General features: G+C 67.2%; 19 protein-coding genes and 1 pseudogene. 13 read left to right on the forward strand and 7 right to left on the reverse strand.

The annotated features are described in order from the left end of the window. The first annotated feature begins 23 nt into the window (after window positions 1-23). On the forward strand, window positions 24-1,355 hold the full coding sequence (locus tag AC1DGE_RS09185) for a M18 family aminopeptidase (protein WP_476893489.1): 1,332 nt from the start codon (window positions 24-26) through the stop codon (window positions 1,353-1,355). Here AC1DGE_RS09185 and AC1DGE_RS09190 read toward each other — a convergent pair. Beyond that, window positions 1,352-2,038, reverse strand: coding sequence for a DUF1345 domain-containing protein (locus AC1DGE_RS09190; protein ID WP_441419162.1), 687 nt, complete (start codon window positions 2,036-2,038; stop codon window positions 1,352-1,354). The genes AC1DGE_RS09185 and AC1DGE_RS09190 overlap by 4 nt on opposite strands. A 248-nt stretch (window positions 2,039-2,286) precedes the next feature. On the opposite strand from AC1DGE_RS09190, the gene rpsF reads away from it, so the two are divergent. The 7 genes and pseudogenes from rpsF (at window position 2,287) to AC1DGE_RS09225 (ending at window position 6,240) form a co-directional block, all read left to right on the forward strand. After that, complete coding sequence (gene rpsF, locus AC1DGE_RS09195) at window positions 2,287-2,592, forward strand: 30S ribosomal protein S6 (RefSeq protein WP_056428835.1); 306 nt, start codon at window positions 2,287-2,289, stop codon at window positions 2,590-2,592. A 54-nt stretch (window positions 2,593-2,646) separates the two neighbouring features. Beyond that, the gene (locus tag AC1DGE_RS09200) at window positions 2,647-3,216 is read left to right on the forward strand and encodes a single-stranded DNA-binding protein (protein ID WP_476893490.1); all 570 of its coding nucleotides are present in this window, start codon (window positions 2,647-2,649) and stop codon (window positions 3,214-3,216) included. Window positions 3,217-3,341: 125 nt separating this feature from the next. Continuing rightward, entirely contained in the window at window positions 3,342-3,581 is a 240-nt protein-coding gene (gene rpsR / locus AC1DGE_RS09205) for a 30S ribosomal protein S18 (protein ID WP_003800144.1), read from the forward strand. Window positions 3,582-3,598: 17 nt separating this feature from the next. Then, complete coding sequence (gene rplI, locus AC1DGE_RS09210) at window positions 3,599-4,051, forward strand: 50S ribosomal protein L9 (RefSeq protein ID WP_441419164.1); 453 nt, start codon at window positions 3,599-3,601, stop codon at window positions 4,049-4,051. A gap of 116 nt (window positions 4,052-4,167) precedes the next feature. Further along, window positions 4,168-5,021 (forward strand): annotated as a pseudogene (locus tag AC1DGE_RS09215) (PhzF family phenazine biosynthesis protein). Between the two features lie 173 nt (window positions 5,022-5,194). Next, window positions 5,195-5,821 carry an FMN reductase gene (locus AC1DGE_RS09220; protein WP_476893503.1) on the forward strand — a complete coding sequence of 209 codons (627 nt, stop codon included), beginning with the start codon at window positions 5,195-5,197 and terminating at the stop codon, window positions 5,819-5,821. A 32-nt stretch (window positions 5,822-5,853) separates the two neighbouring features. Further along, window positions 5,854-6,240 (forward strand): TFIIB-type zinc ribbon-containing protein, encoded by a 387-nt coding sequence (locus AC1DGE_RS09225; protein WP_441419166.1) that lies wholly within the window; start codon window positions 5,854-5,856, stop codon window positions 6,238-6,240. A gap of 16 nt (window positions 6,241-6,256) precedes the next feature. Here the strand turns inward: AC1DGE_RS09225 and AC1DGE_RS09230 are convergent, their stop codons facing one another. Beyond that, a complete protein-coding gene (locus tag AC1DGE_RS09230) occupies window positions 6,257-6,832 on the reverse strand; it encodes a hypothetical protein (RefSeq protein ID WP_476917312.1) in 576 nt (191 codons plus the stop codon). 3 nt (window positions 6,833-6,835) lie between these two features. Beyond that, window positions 6,836-7,303: a hypothetical protein gene (locus AC1DGE_RS09235; RefSeq protein WP_441419168.1), complete on the reverse strand. Its 468-nt coding sequence runs from the start codon at window positions 7,301-7,303 to the stop codon at window positions 6,836-6,838. A 763-nt stretch (window positions 7,304-8,066) separates the two neighbouring features. Between AC1DGE_RS09235 and dnaB the strand changes: the two genes are divergently transcribed. Further along, window positions 8,067-9,449, forward strand: coding sequence for a replicative DNA helicase (gene dnaB, locus AC1DGE_RS09240; RefSeq protein ID WP_476917313.1), 1,383 nt, complete (start codon window positions 8,067-8,069; stop codon window positions 9,447-9,449). Here dnaB and AC1DGE_RS09245 read toward each other — a convergent pair. Together AC1DGE_RS09245 and AC1DGE_RS09250 are read right to left on the reverse strand one after the other, a co-directional pair. Next, window positions 9,446-10,420, reverse strand: a complete 975-nt coding sequence (locus tag AC1DGE_RS09245; RefSeq protein ID WP_476909564.1) for an acyl-CoA thioesterase — start codon at window positions 10,418-10,420, stop codon at window positions 9,446-9,448. The two genes, dnaB and AC1DGE_RS09245, sit on opposite strands and share 4 nt — an antisense overlap. A gap of 192 nt (window positions 10,421-10,612) precedes the next feature. After that, the gene (locus AC1DGE_RS09250) at window positions 10,613-11,047 is read right to left on the reverse strand and encodes a DoxX family protein (protein ID WP_476893494.1); all 435 of its coding nucleotides are present in this window, start codon (window positions 11,045-11,047) and stop codon (window positions 10,613-10,615) included. 144 nt (window positions 11,048-11,191) lie between these two features. Between AC1DGE_RS09250 and AC1DGE_RS09255 the strand changes: the two genes are divergently transcribed. From AC1DGE_RS09255 to AC1DGE_RS09265, 3 genes are all read left to right on the forward strand, one after another. Then, complete coding sequence (locus AC1DGE_RS09255) at window positions 11,192-12,559, forward strand: MATE family efflux transporter (protein ID WP_441419171.1); 1,368 nt, start codon at window positions 11,192-11,194, stop codon at window positions 12,557-12,559. Window positions 12,560-12,568: 9 nt separating this feature from the next. Then, complete coding sequence (locus tag AC1DGE_RS09260; protein WP_476917314.1) at window positions 12,569-13,162, forward strand: hypothetical protein; 594 nt, start codon at window positions 12,569-12,571, stop codon at window positions 13,160-13,162. Window positions 13,163-13,247: 85 nt separating this feature from the next. Continuing rightward, entirely contained in the window at window positions 13,248-13,595 is a 348-nt protein-coding gene (locus AC1DGE_RS09265; protein ID WP_476917315.1) for a hypothetical protein, read from the forward strand. On the opposite strand, the gene AC1DGE_RS09270 is transcribed toward AC1DGE_RS09265, so the two are convergent. After that, window positions 13,592-14,134, reverse strand: a complete 543-nt coding sequence (locus AC1DGE_RS09270) for a CGNR zinc finger domain-containing protein (RefSeq protein ID WP_476909562.1) — start codon at window positions 14,132-14,134, stop codon at window positions 13,592-13,594. The two genes, AC1DGE_RS09265 and AC1DGE_RS09270, sit on opposite strands and share 4 nt — an antisense overlap. A 165-nt stretch (window positions 14,135-14,299) precedes the next feature. On the opposite strand from AC1DGE_RS09270, the gene AC1DGE_RS09275 reads away from it, so the two are divergent. Next, complete coding sequence (locus AC1DGE_RS09275; RefSeq protein ID WP_476917323.1) at window positions 14,300-15,250, forward strand: EamA family transporter; 951 nt, start codon at window positions 14,300-14,302, stop codon at window positions 15,248-15,250. A gap of 85 nt (window positions 15,251-15,335) precedes the next feature. Here the strand turns inward: AC1DGE_RS09275 and AC1DGE_RS09280 are convergent, their stop codons facing one another. Further along, window positions 15,336-15,602, reverse strand: coding sequence for a hypothetical protein (locus tag AC1DGE_RS09280; protein WP_476909561.1), 267 nt, complete (start codon window positions 15,600-15,602; stop codon window positions 15,336-15,338). Window positions 15,603-15,646: the final 44 nt, after the last annotated feature.

A 15,646-nucleotide genomic window follows, 5' to 3' on the forward strand; every position in this document is an offset into this window, starting at 1 on the left:
CAGGCGGCGCTAGACTCGGAGCCATGCCTTCCTCCGCCACTGCTGCAGACCACATCCAGGACCTCGGCGCGTACGTCAGCGCGTCGCCGTCGAGCTTCCACGCCGTCCACGAGGCCGCCCGGCGGCTGGACGAAGCGGGGTTCACCGGCCTCGACGAACTGCAGCAGTGGCAGGGGGCCGGCGACGCCGGGTCGGCGGGGAAGTTCTACGTGATCCGCGACGGTGCCCTCATCGCCTGGGTGGTGCCCGCCGGCGCCGGACCCACCACGGGGTTCAACATCCTCGGCGCGCACACCGATTCGCCGTCCTTCAAACTCAAGCCCAAGCCCACCACCGGCAAGTTCGGCTGGCTGCAGGCCGGCGTCGAGGTCTACGGCGGTCCGCTGCTGAACTCCTGGCTGGACCGCGAACTGCAGCTTGCCGGGCGTCTGGTGATGCTGGACGGCACCCAGCACCTCACGGCCACCGGGCCGCTGCTGCGCTTCCCGCAGCTCGCCATCCACCTGGACCGGGCCGTGAACGAGGGCCTGGCCCTGGACAAGCAGCAGCACATGAATCCGGTCTTCGGCCTCGGCGATCCGGCCGGCGAGGACCTGCTCGGGCTCCTCGCCGAGCGGGTCTCCGGTGCCACCGTGGATCCCGCGCAGATCGGCGGTTACGACGTTGTCATCGCGGACACGCAGGCCCCGGCGGTGTTCGGCGCCAAGGGTGAATTTTTCGCCTCCGGCCGGCTCGACAACCTCTCCGCCACGCACGCCGGCCTCACCGCGCTGATCGCGCACGCCGCCGGTGAGGTGCCGGCGGACGGGCCTATCGCCGTGCTGGCCGCCTTCGACCACGAGGAAATCGGCTCCGCCTCGCGCTCCGGTGCCTGCGGCCCGGTCCTCGAGGACATCCTGGTCCGCATCTCCGACGGGCTGGGCGCGACGGCGAGCCAGCGGCGGCAGGCGTTCGCGGCGTCGTTCTGTGTTTCCGCCGACGCCGGCCACGCCGTGCACCCCAACTATGCCGAACGCCACGACCCGGCCAACCGCCCGGCCCTGAACGGCGGACCGCTGTTGAAGATCAACGCCAACCAGCGCTACGCCACGGACGCCGCCGGGGCAGCGCTGTGGGCCAGGCTGTGCACCGATGCCGGGATCCCGTACCAGGAGTTCGTCTCCAATAACGTGATGCCCTGCGGTTCGACAATCGGCCCGCTGACGGCCACCCGGCTCGGGATCAGGACGGTCGACGTCGGCGTCCCGTTGCTGTCGATGCACTCGGCACGCGAGCTGTGCGGCGTCGAGGACCCGCACCGGCTGGCGACAGTCACGGAACTGTTCTTCCGCACCGCCTCCCAGGCGGCTGCCTAGGACCCGGCGAGGCCAATCACGAGGTTGACGGTGGCGGCAAGGATGACGGTGCCGAACAGGTAGGACAACAGGCTGTGTTTGAGCGCCTCGGCCCGGATTGCATGGTTTTCCAGGGCAGTGTCCGACACCTGGTAGGTCATCCCGAGGCTGGTGGCGAGGTACGCGAAGTCGGTGTACTGCGGCGGCTCGGCCTGGTTGAAGTTGATGCCGCCCACCGCTGCCCCGGCCCGAAGCTCGGTGCTGTAGTAGAGGCCGGCATAGCGGACCGTGAAGAGTGTCTGCACGAGCATCCACGACAGTGCAACGGAGGCCAGCGCCAGCAGGCCGCTGCCAAGCCGCGATCCGCCGTTGTTGCTGTGCGAGTCGAGGACGACGGCGGCCACAGCCGCCAGGCTGGCGACGTTGGCGGCGAGGATCATCAGATCCGTGACGCTCCGGGACGGATCCTCCAAGGTGGCGTGGGCACGTGTATCGGCGGCGTCCAGCGGACCGATCACAATCCAGACCCAGAGCACGTAGGTGAGGGCGGCACTGCTCCAGGCGATCGCCGGGGCTTCCACCCAGTGTCCGGAGAGCCCCGACGCTGTGGCGGCGAGCAGTCCTGCCAGCACCATCACAGCAAACCGCAGCCGGCTGCGGTGGACGGGGGATGCGAGGGAACGGGGGGCGGAACCGGTGCTCATTCCCCGATCATGGCACAAGCGCCCATGCGGTTATCCACAGCGCCGCCGGGGAGCTTCCACCGACGGCGCGAGGAGTCTAGGGTGGCGGGACAGGAAATCGCGGAAACTGCCCCGGATGCACTAAGCTATTGAAGTCTGTGCTGCGCCCTGCCTCCGTTCCGGGGGCGATGCGCCGCGCAAGCACCGCAAATGAACCTCCTGTTACGGAAATGCCGTAACCGCTTAGCCCAAAGGAGGTGGGTTCACATATGCGTCCTTACGAATTGATGGTAATCATCGACCCCGAGGTCGAAGAGCGTACCGTTGAGCCAACGCTTCAGAAGTTCCTGAACGTCATCACGACCGATGGTGGAACCATCGAAAAGGTTGACATCTGGGGCCGTCGTCGCCTGGCTTACGAAATCCAGAAGAAGTCCGAAGGTATCTACGCCGTGGTGAACTTCACCGCTGAGCCGGCTACCGCCAAGGAACTTGACCGCCAGCTGAGTCTCAATGAGACCATCATGCGCACCAAGATCACCCGCCCCGAAGAGCAGAAGGTTGTTGCTGAGTAATTCAGCTCCACCCTTCAATCTTTAACCCCGCAGGAACGAACAAGGAGGACGTAGATGGCAGGCGAAACCACTATTACGGTCATCGGTAATCTCACCAATGACCCCGAACTGAGGTTCACACCGTCAGGTTCGGCAGTAGCGAACTTCACCATCGCTTCTACGCCCCGCACTTTCGACCGCCAGTCCAATGAGTGGAAGGACGGGGAAACCCTGTTCCTCCGCGCATCGGTATGGCGCGAAGCAGCCGAGAACGTCGCCGAGTCCCTCACCAAGGGCATGCGCGTAATCGTTTCCGGCCGCCTGAAGAGCCGTTCCTACGAAACCAAGGAAGGCGAGAAGCGCACCGTTATCGAGCTTGAGGTCGACGAGATCGGCCCCAGCCTGCGCTACGCCAACGCCAAGGTCAACCGCACCCAGCGCTCCGGCGGACAGGGTGGTCAGGGTGGCTTCGGCGGCGGTAACAGCGGCGGTTTCGGTGGCAACTCTGGTGGAAACCAGGGCGGCAACTCCGGCGGAACCTGGGGCGGCAACCAGCCCGCAGCGCAGGACGACCCCTGGGCAACGCCCGGGGTCAGCAATGCAGGCGGCTGGGGCAACGGCCCGGATTCCGAACCTCCCTTCTAAACAACATCTAAGGTCCGACGTCGTGACCCGCGAGGCAGCCGCACGGCAGCCCCGCGATGACCGCCGCGGATCACCACCATCCCGTGGATCAATATCCACGGGCTCCATCGAATAGGAGCTCCACGATGGCTAAGGCTGAACTCCGTAAGCCCAAACCAAAGTCCAACCCCTTGAAGGCCGCTGACATCACTGTCATCGACTACAAGGACGTAGCATTGCTGCGCAAGTTCATCTCCGACCGCGGAAAGATCCGCGCCCGTCGCGTCACCGGCGTCACGGTGCAGGAACAGCGCAAGATCGCACAGGCAATCAAGAACGCCCGCGAAGTTGCTCTGCTGCCTTACTCCGGCGCTGGCCGCGGCTAAGGAAGGGATTAACTAACATGGCAAAGCTCATTCTGACCCACGAAGTAACCGGTCTCGGTGCTGCTGGCGACGTTGTCGAGGTCAAGGACGGTTACGCACGTAACTTCCTGCTGCCCCGCAACTTCGCCCTGACCTGGTCCAAGGGCGGCGAGAAGCAGGTTGAGTCCATCAAGGCTGCCCGCGCCGCTCGCGAGCACGCTTCCCTGGAAGACGCTCAGAAGCAGGCCGCAGCACTGCAGGCCAAGCCGGTCAAGCTCGTTGTCAAGGCTGGCGAGACCGGACGCCTGTTCGGCACCGTCAAGCAGGGCGACGTGGCGGACGCTGTTGAGGCCGCCGGCCTCGGCCGCATCGACAAGCGCAAGGTTGAACTGCCGGCTCACATCAAGTCGACCGGTTCCTACCAGGCCAACGTCCGTCTGCACGACGACGTTTCCGCTGTGATCGAACTCGACGTAGTTGCAGGCAAGTAGTCTTTTCGACTAACTGAACTGCCGGGAGGCCCCCGCGTCCGGATTCCTTTGGGAAGCCGGACGCGGGGGCCTTCTGCGTTGCCAGCCCGGCGGGGTGCCGGTGATAGCCTTCGGCAGTGACTCCGACTACCGCACCCCGTCTCCGCCCCTTCACCCAGGTGGACGTCTTCAGCGCCGAACCTTACCGCGGGAATCCGCTGGCCGTCGTCCTCGACGCCGGGGACCTCGACGCCGACGCCATGCAGAGGTTTGCCAACTGGACCAACCTCTCCGAGACCACGTTCCTGCTGCCGCCCACGCACCCCGACGCCGACTACCGGGTGCGGATCTTCACCGGCAGCGAAGAGTTTCCCTTCGCCGGCCATCCCACCCTCGGCTCGGCCCATGCCTGGCTCGAGGCGGCGGCGTCCCGCTGCACGACGGAATCCTGGTCCAGGAATGCGCGGCCGGGCTGGTCCGGGTCAAGCGCGACGGCGGCCGCCTGGCCTTTGCCGCCCCGCCGCTGACCCGCTCCGGACCGGTGGCCGAGACGGACCTCGCCCGCATCGCGGCCGGCTTGCAGATGCCCCGGGAGGCGCTCCTGGACTCGTCCTGGCTCGTCAACGGCCCGGAATGGATCGGAGTGCTGCTGGACTCCGCGGAGCAGGTGTTGGCCATCCGGCCCGACTTCGCCGCAATGGCCGGACTCAAGGTGGGCGTGATCGGCCCCCATCCCGCCGGATCCGAGGTCGGCTTTGAGGTACGCACCTTCATCCCGGGAGACGCGGCCGCGGAAGACCCGGTCACGGGCAGCTTCAACGCCGGTGCGGCCCAGTGGCTGATCGGAGCCGGCCGGGCGCCGGAGTCCTACCTTGCGGCCCAAGGGACCGTGCTGGGCCGCGCCGGCCGGGTCTACATCGAGACGACGGGGGACGACGTCTGGGTCGGCGGGAACTCGATGAGCTGCATCGAGGGATTTGTCCTGCTCTAAGTGGCGCGGGGAGCCGTCGTTGATCTGTCAGATATGGCTGCTATTCGGCGGTCAAAAGGACCCGAAGTGATAGAGCAGCGGGGGAGGGAATAAAGAGGGCCGGCCGACCCTTCTACAGGTAGATGCAAATGCATATAGTTACCGAAACCGTGGACCAGCTGCAGGAGCACACCGTGGAAAGCCGCCGCATTACCGTTATCTCCGCCGGACTTGGCGTCCCGTCGTCGAGCCGCCTGCTCGCAGACCAACTGGCGGCCTCCGCTGAACGCCAGCTCGCCGCGGCCGGCTACTCCGTGAGCGTCGACGTCGTGGAACTGCGCGACCTGGCCGTTGAGATCGCCAACAACTTCGTGACCGGCTACGCCGCGCCGCGCCTGGCGGAGGTGATCGCCGGGGTGGAGGCCTCGGACGGCATCATCGCGGTCAGCCCGGTCTTCAGTGCGTCGTACAGCGGGCTGTTCAAGTCGTTCATCGATGTGCTGGATCCCAAGGCGCTGGACGGCAAGGCCGTCCTGCTGGGCGCCACGGGCGGTACCGACCGGCACCAGATGGTGCTGGACTACGCCATGCGTCCGCTCTTCAGCTACCTCCGCACCCGGATCGCGGCCACCGGCGTCTTCGCAGGCCCGCAGGACTGGGGAACAAGCGGCGACGGCGGCTCACCGCTTTCCGCGAGGATTGAGCGGGCGGCAGGGGAGTTCACCGGCCTGCTCGAAGGAGCGCAGCCGCGCCCGCAGCAGGCGCCGCTGGAGTCGCTGCCGTTCGAGCAGCTGCTCGCCGGGATCTCCGGCCGCAACTGAACTTATTCGGCGCGCCGTTCGTTGTTCGGGACATGAAATGTCCTGTGGATTCCGTAGACCTGGTAATGAGCGAACGAAGCGGCGTGGAGATCGACTACTGCCCGCAGTGCCGCGGAGTGTGGCTGGACCGCGGCGAGCTCGACAAGATCATCGACCGTGCGGCGGAGGGCTTCGGCGCCTCCGCCCCGTCTCCTCCAGCCGCACCGCCGGCGGCGGCACCGACTCCCCCGGGACACATCCCGCCGCCGCTCTACGCCCCGGAACCGCGCCGGGACGACCGCCGACCGGATGACCGGCGCTTTGACGACCGCCGCCATGACGAACGCCGGGACCGGCCCCGCTACGAGCAGCCGCGCTACGACGACCGACGCCGGCCCAAGAAGAAGGAGGGCTGGCTGGGGGAGCTGTTCGACTTCTAGCGTCCGCCTCCGCCCCTCACTCCTCAAGCAGTGCGATGAACTCCTGGGCCTGCTTGAGGGAGATGTCCGAGTGCCGGGTCAGCGCGGCCGCTGCTGCCTCGGTGTCGCCGCTCTTGGCGAGGGTGCGGATCCGGCCGTAAATCTCGTCGTTGAGCATATTGCTACTGACCTCGCGGGTGACGTCGCCCTTGCTGGCGATCGCCCGGTAACGGTAGGGAAAGCGCTGCGGTGCGTCCTCGTCGTCGTCGTGGGCGGGCTGCTCGGGCGCCTGCCGGGGGCGGTAGGGCTGGGGGTGGGCCGCCAGGGCGCCCACCGCGTCCCGGGAAGCCCGGAGGCCCTCGCCGGTGGCTTCCAAGTACAGCTTGATGGCCGCCATCGCCTGACCCTGGGCAATCAGGGCGTATAGGCGCCGGTGCTGCTCCTGATCCAGCCGCGCGGCGGCAGTGCGGGCGAGCTCCGCTGAGTTGCGGACGGGCTGCGGCGGTGYGTCCTGCGGAGTTTGCGGCCGACGGCGCCCGATCGCACGTGCGGCAACTACGACGCCGAGGCCCACGAGAACGAGGATCAGGATGGGGACTAGCAGGGCTTCCATGGACTACAGCCGATCTACGTAATTCTTGGCGGTCAAAAGATCTGAGTGGGTGGCCTGCCTCAGCAGCTTGATGGCTTGGACCTTGTGGCCGGACCGGGCCAGGGCCTGGAGCTGCAGCGTGAACTGGGGATTCAGCTGGCCGCCGGGCAGGACCGCGCCGGGGTAGCCCGGCTGCGTCCTGTCGCTAAAGGGGCCCCGGCCGCCTTGCAGGGCCGCGCGGGCGTGCTCAGCCTGCTGCGACTGCTGCTGTTCGTTCTGGCTGGGGCGGGTCGCGGCATCCACCCGGGCGCGGGCCGCTGTGGCAGCCTTCACCTGGGCCTCGTAGTGGGCGCGGGAGCGCATGGCCAATTCCAGCTGGTAGCGCTCCGCGTCGGAGATACCGAAATTACGCGGCTTCAATGCCGCGGCGACTGCCCACAGCACGCCCGCGAGGATGAGGGCAGGCAGTATGACTATCAAGACATCGCCCATGGCCACAGCTTATGCCAGATAGCAGTTATCCACAGCATATTCGAGGTGTCGCATACAGGCCGTGCCCACGAGCGTCAATTTGCCGGCGTCCGGGTGACAAGCATCACAGAATTCGCATATTTGACCACTCCTGTGGCCCATGCGGCCAGCCGCTATCCCCAGCCGCCAGCCGCAAGCTGTGGATGAAGCTTGGCGAAAATAGTTTTTCATCCACAAGTAAAAACGGGTGTTTCCGCAGGTCAGGTAGCTATTACGGGTGAAAGAATTCTTCTATCCACAGGGGTTCCCACAGGCTGTGCACAAGCACGGGCCAGTAGTCCACAAGTTATCCACAGGAACGCCGGCTGGGCGGGTTGGTGCGGGCCCGATCGGGGGATAACGTAGCGGGAGACCAGGTTGTCGGCACCGAAATCCGGCCCCGGCCGCAGGCCACCGCCGCAAGCCGCATTCCGGCGGCGCAGCGGTAACCCCTGCGGCCGAACCGCGGCCGTCCGGCGTGGTGGACGAGGCGGGTTTTGGATGAGGCGGTTATGCATAAGGCGGTCAGCGGCCCCGCAAGCTACCGCCGGTGCCGCTCCGCAGGACTGCCGCAGCCCGGGTGCCAGACAAAGTGTCGGAGCCTGCTGCTAGTAATGAACCGGTGGAGGCCTGCCGGATCAACGCCACGGCACCACAACACGGCATCACAACACGCACTACAACAGATGGCCTAAGCGCCGCCGGCGAATAGCATTCCGCCGGCACACAATGAAGGACGGCAGTTTTGTCAGTTACGCATCTGGACTCGGTCGAGGGCACTCGGGGAGCCGAAGGCAGCCGCAAGCCGCCGCAGGACATCCCCGCGGAGCAGTCCGTGCTGGGCGGCATGATGCTGTCCAAGGATGCCATTGCGGACGTCGTGGAGATCCTCCGCGGCCAGGACTTTTACCGCCCGGCGCACGAAACCATCTACGAAGCGATCCTCGACCTGTACGGCCGCGGTGAACCCGCCGATGCCGTCACCGTCTCGGACGAGCTGACCAAGCGCGGCGAAATCAACCGGATCGGCGGCCCGGCCTACCTGCACGAGCTAATCCAGACCGTACCCACCGCCGCGAACGCCGGCTACTACGCCGAAATCGTGGCCGAACGGGCCGTCCTGCGCCGCCTGGTCAACGCCGGCACCAAGATCGTTCAGCTCGGCTACGGGCAGGACGGCGAGGTGGAGGACCTGGTCAACCAGGCCCAGGCCGAGGTCTACGCCGTGGCCGAACGACGTACCGCCGAGGACTACGTCGTCCTCAAGGACGTGATGGAATCCACCGTGGATGAAATCGAAGCGTCCGGGCACCGTGGCGAAGGCATGGTTGGTGTCCCCACCGGTTTCTACGAACTCGACGAGTTGACCCACGGCCTGCACCCCGGCCAGATGATCGTCATCGCCGCGCGCCCCGCCGTGGGTAAATCCACCTTCGCACTGGACTTCGCCCGTTCCGCGGCGATCAAGAACAACCTCGCCACCGTCATGTTCTCCCTGGAAATGGGGCGGAACGAGATCGCGATGCGTCTGCTGTCCGCGGAGGCCACGATCGGGCTGCAGGATCTGCGCAAGGGCACCATCAAGGACGAGCAGTGGTCCAAGATCGCCACCACCATGGGCCGGATGAACGACGCTCCGCTGTTCATCGACGACAGCCCCAACATGTCCCTGATGGAAATCCGCGCCAAGTGCCGCCGGCTGAAGCAGCAACACGACCTCAAGCTGGTCATCCTCGACTACCTGCAGCTCATGAGCTCGGGCAAGAAGGTCGAATCGCGCCAGCAGGAAGTCTCGGAGTTCTCCCGCGCCCTGAAGCTGCTGGCCAAGGAACTCCAGGTCCCGGTGATCGCGCTCTCGCAGCTGAACCGTGGCTCCGAGCAGCGCCAGGACAAGCGCCCCATGGTCTCCGACCTCCGAGAGTCCGGTTCCATCGAGCAGGACGCCGACATGGTCATCCTGCTGCACCGCGAAGACGTCTACGACAAGGAGTCTCCGCGCGCCGGCGAAGCCGACATCCTCATCGCCAAGCACCGTAACGGTCCCACCAAGGACATCGTGGTCGCATTCCAGGGCCACTACTCCCGCTTCGCCAACATGGCGGGCGACGCAGGCGGCGGGGGCTTCTAGGGCAGCGCCTTCGGGAGCAGGTGGTTGGGCAGTCGGTTTCCGGGTGCCCGGCCCCGGATCTCGAGCAGCGCCCGGGCATGGGCGTGCAGGCGCTTGTCCTCCTCGGACACCGGAACCCACTGCGGGATCGGGACCGAGGTTCCGCTCTCGTCGCGGGCCACCATGACGGTCAGGCAGTACGTGGTGAGGTTCAGTTCGTGCCCTTTGGGATCCCCGGAGCGGACATGGACGGCTATGTGCATGCCCTTTGTTCCCGTGTAGACCAGCCGGGCCTCCACCTCCACCAGGTGCCCGATCAGCAGCGGCCGGTAGAAGCGCACGCCGCCGGAGAAGACCGCCACTGTGTCCTTCCCGCAGTAGCGCGAGGCACAAACGTAGGCCGCCTCGTCGATCCACTTCATGACGATTCCGCCGTGGACCTTGCCGCCCCAATTCACATCCGTGGGGGCGGCCATGAACCGCAGCGTGACGCGTTCGGCGGTTCCGGCGTCGGTGTACTCCTGGCCGCTCATGGCTTCGACGATGTCCTCGCGGACCTTGATCCGGGCCAGCGCATGCTCGCGCTGCTCAATTTCCGCCGGCGTCGTCGGTTCGAACTGCGGCACCGGAATCGGCTTGCCGTCCTCGCCCACCGCTACGAAGATCACCATGCACTGGCTGCGCATCGTGGCCGGCCCGCCCTTGGGATCGCCGGAGGAGACCACGGTGCGGATGTGCATCGAGGACCGGCCGGTGTAGACGATGGTTGCGGTAACTTCGACCATGTCGCCGCTGTTGACAGGATCCGCGAAGTGGATATTTCCCACATAGGCGGTCACGCAGTAGGACTTCGCCCAGCCGACGGCGGCGGCATAGGCAGCCTTGTCCACCCACTCCAGGACCGTGCCCGCGTCCACCGAGCCGCTGTGGCCCACGTCCGTGGGGGCGGCCAGGAAGCGCAGGGTGACGGCGTTGGCGGAAATCTCGCTCATGGAAGCGAGTGTACTGACGGTCCGCCGAACCGTCGCCGGCGCCCGACACAAACCCGGCTCCGGCCGCCACAGACGCCGCCACGGACGCCGCCACGGGCGCCGCTGTGAGTACAGCGCCCGCGGCCGGGGACGACGGCGGGCGGCCACCAAGAAGTGACCGCCCGCCGTCGAACGCTGTTACTGCTGCCGCACCTAGGCCAAGGCGCTGAGCCTGGAGCCGGTGCGGCCGAAGACGGCCCCATCCACAGAGACCCTGCCAGCACCTACGAGCGCCACGGCCAGGGCCGCGGCGGCCAGGATCAGCACCAGCTCATAGCCACCCGCAGCTACAAATATTCCCGCCGAGGCATGAACCAGGAAGAGGGCGCCCAGCATATCGACCGCCAGCAGCAGGGCGAACACGCGGGTGAGCACGCCGAGGATCAACGCAATGCCGCCGGCCAGCTCCAGCGTGGCGACGGCCGGTGCGACAAGGTTGGCGGCCGGGACGCCCATCTGGGCAAACGCGGCTTGGGTTCCCGGGATGGTGAACTCGCTGAATTTCTGCCAGCCATGGGCGGCAAAGAGGAATCCGGTGACGACGCGCAGGATGATGCGGGCAGTGGTGGTGAGCGTGGGCTGGTTCATGGAAATACCGTTCTAACGTCTGGCAGGGGGCTGCAGGAGATGGCAGCCCGCACAGGTTTAGTTGAAGATTCAACTTCAAGTGTTCCGGCGCATAGTTGAAATGTCAACTAATGCGAAGCCGTGCGACGCCGCTAGGGTGGTTCCGTGCCCGCCTCCGCCCCGACTCCCGCAACACTTCCGCCGCCGGCAACCCGGCGTCGGGAAATCCTCCGCCTGGCCGTGCCGGCCTTCGGGGCGCTGATCGCCGAGCCGCTCTTCCTGCTCGCGGACTCCGCGATCGTGGGGCACCTGGGCGTGGCCCAACTTGCCGGCGTGGGACTGGCCTCGGCGGTGCTGCATACCGCGGTGGGGCTGATGGTGTTCCTCGCCTATTCCACAACCCCCGCCGTCGCGCGCGCGATCGGCAACGGCCAGCTGCCCAGGGCACTCGCGGCCGGGCGTGATGGAGTCTGGCTCGCGCTGCTGCTGGGCGTCGGACTCGCCGCGGCTGGGTTCTTCGCCGCCGAACCTCTTCTGGACCTGATGGGCGCCCGCGGCGAGGTGCGATCCTTTGCCGTGGATTACCTGCGCTGGTCCATGCCGGGCCTGGTGGCCATGCTGCTCATCTTCGCGGGTACCGGAGTGCTGCGGGGCCTGCAGGACACCCGGACTCCGCTGGTCGTGGCGGCCGCCGGCTTCACCGTAAACATCGTGCTGAACCTCTTCCTGGTCTATGGGCTGCAGCTCTCCGTCACCGGGTCTGCCCTGGGCACCAGCATTGCCCAGTGGGCCATGGCCCTGGTCTACGTCGTGATGGTGCAGCGCAATGCCCGCAACCACGGGGTGACTCTGATCCCCGACTGGCGCGGCATCCGGTCCCTGGCCAGGGTGGGGTCATGGCTGATGCTGCGGACGCTCAGCCTGCGCATCGCGATCCTCGCCACGGTGGTGGTCGCCACGGCCCAGGGGCCGGTGAACCTCGCCGCCCACCAGCTCGCGATGACCGTCTTCACCTTCCTGGCCTTTGCCCTAGACGCCCTCGCGATCGCCGCCCAGGCCCTGATCGGCAAGGAACTCGGCGCCTCCCGCCCGGCGGCGGTGCGCGAGCTCACTGGAACCATGGTCCGCTGGGGGCTCGGCTTCGGGGTGCTGACCGGACTCCTGCTGGCCGCCGCGGCGCCGTGGGCGGGGCAGCTGTTCACCCCCGACGCCGGGGTCCGGTCGGCCCTCACGCTCGCCCTTTGGGTGCTGGCCGCCGGGCAGCCGATCGCGGGCTATGTTTTTGTCCTTGACGGTGTGCTGATCGGCGCCGGGGACGCGCGGTACCTGGCGATTGCCGGCGTCGTGAATCTTGCCGTCTACCTGCCGCTGCTGCTGGCGGTCCGGCTGTCCGGGACCGCCGGCGGTGCGGCGCTGCTCTGGCTCTGGGCGGCCTTCTCGCTGGGCTACATGCTGGCCCGCGCCGTCACCCTCGGGCTGCGGGCGCGCACGGACCGGTGGATGCTGCTCGGCGCCCACGGAGGCACCCACTAAACTGGGCAGGTGACTTTCCCCGCAGACCCCCAAGCCTCGACTGCCCTGCCCGCCGCCCCGGACGTGTGGAAGCCCGTGCTGCTCCGGGCCGCCATCGCGCTGGCGTTCGGCGCCGTGACGGTTTTCTGGGCAGCGCCCCCTGTTGCCGGCATGGGCTGGGCCGGGGGCCTTTATCTGCTCGCCACCGGGCTGGTGCTGCTCTGGAGCGTCAAGAAAACCGGTTTGCAGCACGGAGGCCGGACTGCCAAGGTCCTGGCCGCCGCGGGGGCCGTCCTGACCGGAACCGGCGCAGCCGTGGCACTGCTCCCCGGCAACCTGGTGTTCGGCATCATCGGCGCCCTCGGCCTGGGTCTCGCTGGCGCCGCGGAGCTCTACCTGGGCATGGCCGAGCGCCGCCGCTCCGTCCTGGCACGGGACTGGACCGCCGCCGGAGTGATCGGGTTGGGCGCCGCCGTGGCGCTGCCGTTCTTCATTGACCTCGGCCCGCACGCGCTGCTCGGCGTGGCCGGCGGAGGCGCGATCATCAGCGGGGTGCTGTGGACCCTGGCCGGGCTGACCCTGCGCCATGATGCGCGGGACGTATCCGCCGAGGCCGTAAACTAGTAGGAACAGGTTCTACCTTGCGTAGAACAACCGCAGTATCACGACTGCCACGCCAAGCCGGCGTTGGCGGCAGGAGGAAAGCACCTTGGCAGAACAGAATTCAGGAGAACGCCGCAGCCTGCGGACTTCGGTCAAGGGTCCTCTTATGTTCTCCGCGTTCTGGGCAGTGCTGGCCTTCTTCGCCGTCCTGATCTTCGCCTCCGGGGGCAGCGCCAAGGTCCCCCGCTTCGATTTGGCCTTTACCGGCGCCGGCATCGCCTTCATCGTGACCCTCGTGATTGCGGCCATGCTCTCGATGAGCTACAAGGACAACGCCGAGCACCTCGGCAAGGGCTCCGGCGTCAACCTGAGCTCCAGGAAGCCGGCCTCGTCCTTCGGCGGACACGCCGCCGAGCCGTCCCCCGACGCCGATGAGCGCGGCGACATCCGCTAGGACGCCGCTTTCCGCGCCCGGTAGGCCGCGACGTGTGCGCGGTTGGCGCAGTTTCCGGTATCGCAGTAGCGCTTGGAACGGTTCCGGCTGAGGTCCAGCACGACGGCGTCGCAGTCGTCCGCGGCGCAGACCAGCATCCGGTCCATTTCCTTGCTGCGGATCACATCCACCAGCGCCATCGCGGCCTCGGTGCTCATCCTGTCGGCCAGCGGCGCCTCGGGTGTGGTCGCGTGCAGATGCCAGTCCCAGCCGTCGTGCTTCATCAGCTGCGGCAAAGCGTGGGCCTCGCGCAGCAGGCGGTTGACGGTGTCCACGGCGGTGCCCTCATCCGCCAGCCACAGCTCGGCGAGTTCGCCGCGCAGCCGGTGCACGCTGGCCAGCTCGGCGGCATCCTGGGTCCGGGAACCGCTGAAGCCCTCGGCGGTGAGGAAGCGGTCCAGGTCCGCGACGGTGGCCAGTCTTTCCTCCCCGTTCGCCGCCGTGTTGATCAGGCCGACCACCGAGCGCAGCGCAACCTCTGTGTCAGGTGCAAAAACCATCTTGACTCCTTACGTCGCCCGGGCGTACTGTCATGACCATAACCCAACTTTACTCCTGACAGGAGGCAGCCCGTGTCTGCCGCACGCCGCCCCGCCGGGGCTCCGGCCAAGAACCGCCCACAGCTCCGCCCCGCCGATAAGCCGACGCCGGACGCTCCGGGCTTCCTGGCCTCGGGCTTGGGGGTGGCCCTGTTTTCCTCGGCGGTGTTCGGTCTTTCCGGCTCCTTCGCTAAGGCGCTGTTGGAGACCGGCTGGACGCCGGGCGCCGCGGTCACCGCCCGGCTCACCGGAGCCGCGCTGGTCCTGGCCGTCCCGGCCGTTCTCGCCCTGCGCGGCCGCTGGCACCAGCTCCGCGACAACTGGCTCACCGTGCTGTTGTTTGGCCTGATCGGTGTCGCCGCCTGCCAGCTGTTCTACTTCAATGCCGTCGCCCGGCTTTCGGTGGGCGTCGCACTCCTGCTCGAGTACCTCGCCCCGGTGATCATTGTGCTGTGGCTCTGGGCGGCGAGCCGGAAACGGCCGCGGCCCCTCACTGTGGCAGGAACGTTGCTTTCCCTCGCCGGCCTGGTCCTGGTCCTCGATCTGACCGGGGCGGTAAAGATCGACGTGGTCGGCGTGTTGTGGGGCATCGCGGCCGCCGTCTGCCTGGCTATCTACTTCTTCATCACGGCCAAAGAGAATGACACGCTGCCGCCGATCGTGCTGGCCTCCGGCGGCCTGATGGTGGGTGCGCTGGTCATGTGGCTGGCGGCGGCCACGGGGCTGCTGCCGATGGTGGCCAGCACGGCCGACACCAGGCTCGGAGCCTGGGTCACGCCCTGGTGGGTGCCGCTGCTCGGGCTGGTGATTCTTGCCACCGTGCTCGCCTACGTCTCCGGCGTCGTGGCCGCACGGGCGCTCGGTTCGAAGGTGGCATCCTTCGTCTCGCTCACCGAGGTGCTGTTTGCCGTCATCTGGGCCTGGCTGCTCCTGGGCGAACTCCCGGGCCCCGTCCAGCTCCTGGGCGGCCTGCTGATTGTCGGCGGCGTGGTGCTGGTCCGGCTGGACGAACTGCGCGTCCCCGCCCGGCTGCCCGCCGAACTCGACCACGCCAACGACGTCGAGCCGGTTCCCTGAGGGACGGGTCCGGCTGCCAAGCGAACCGCTTTAAACGAACAGCCCGGACGCGGTTGCGTCCGGACTGGTCTGGAGAGGGTTCCGGCTAGCGCGAGGAGGCGCTTTCTTGCTCGGTGGCGTTGCGGTTGGCCTGCTGGCTGGCCTGCTGCAGCGCCTGGGACACCCGGGTGAGGGCGGCAACGTGCTCGCCGTTCCACTCGTTGCGGAACTTCTCCGCGTCCGGTCCCAGCCACTGGGTACCGGCCAGGACCTTAGTCAGCATCGACCTCTGGTTGTCGATCTCCTGAGAACCGGCCTGCAGCTTCGTCCCAAGAGTCTTGAGCTGAGCAACATCTGCACCCCAAATAGCCATTCGAAAAAACTCCTTAGTTCACCGGACCCGAAACTCTCGGCATC

The sequence above is a fragment of the Arthrobacter sp. 05N425 genome (assembly GCF_056397125.1).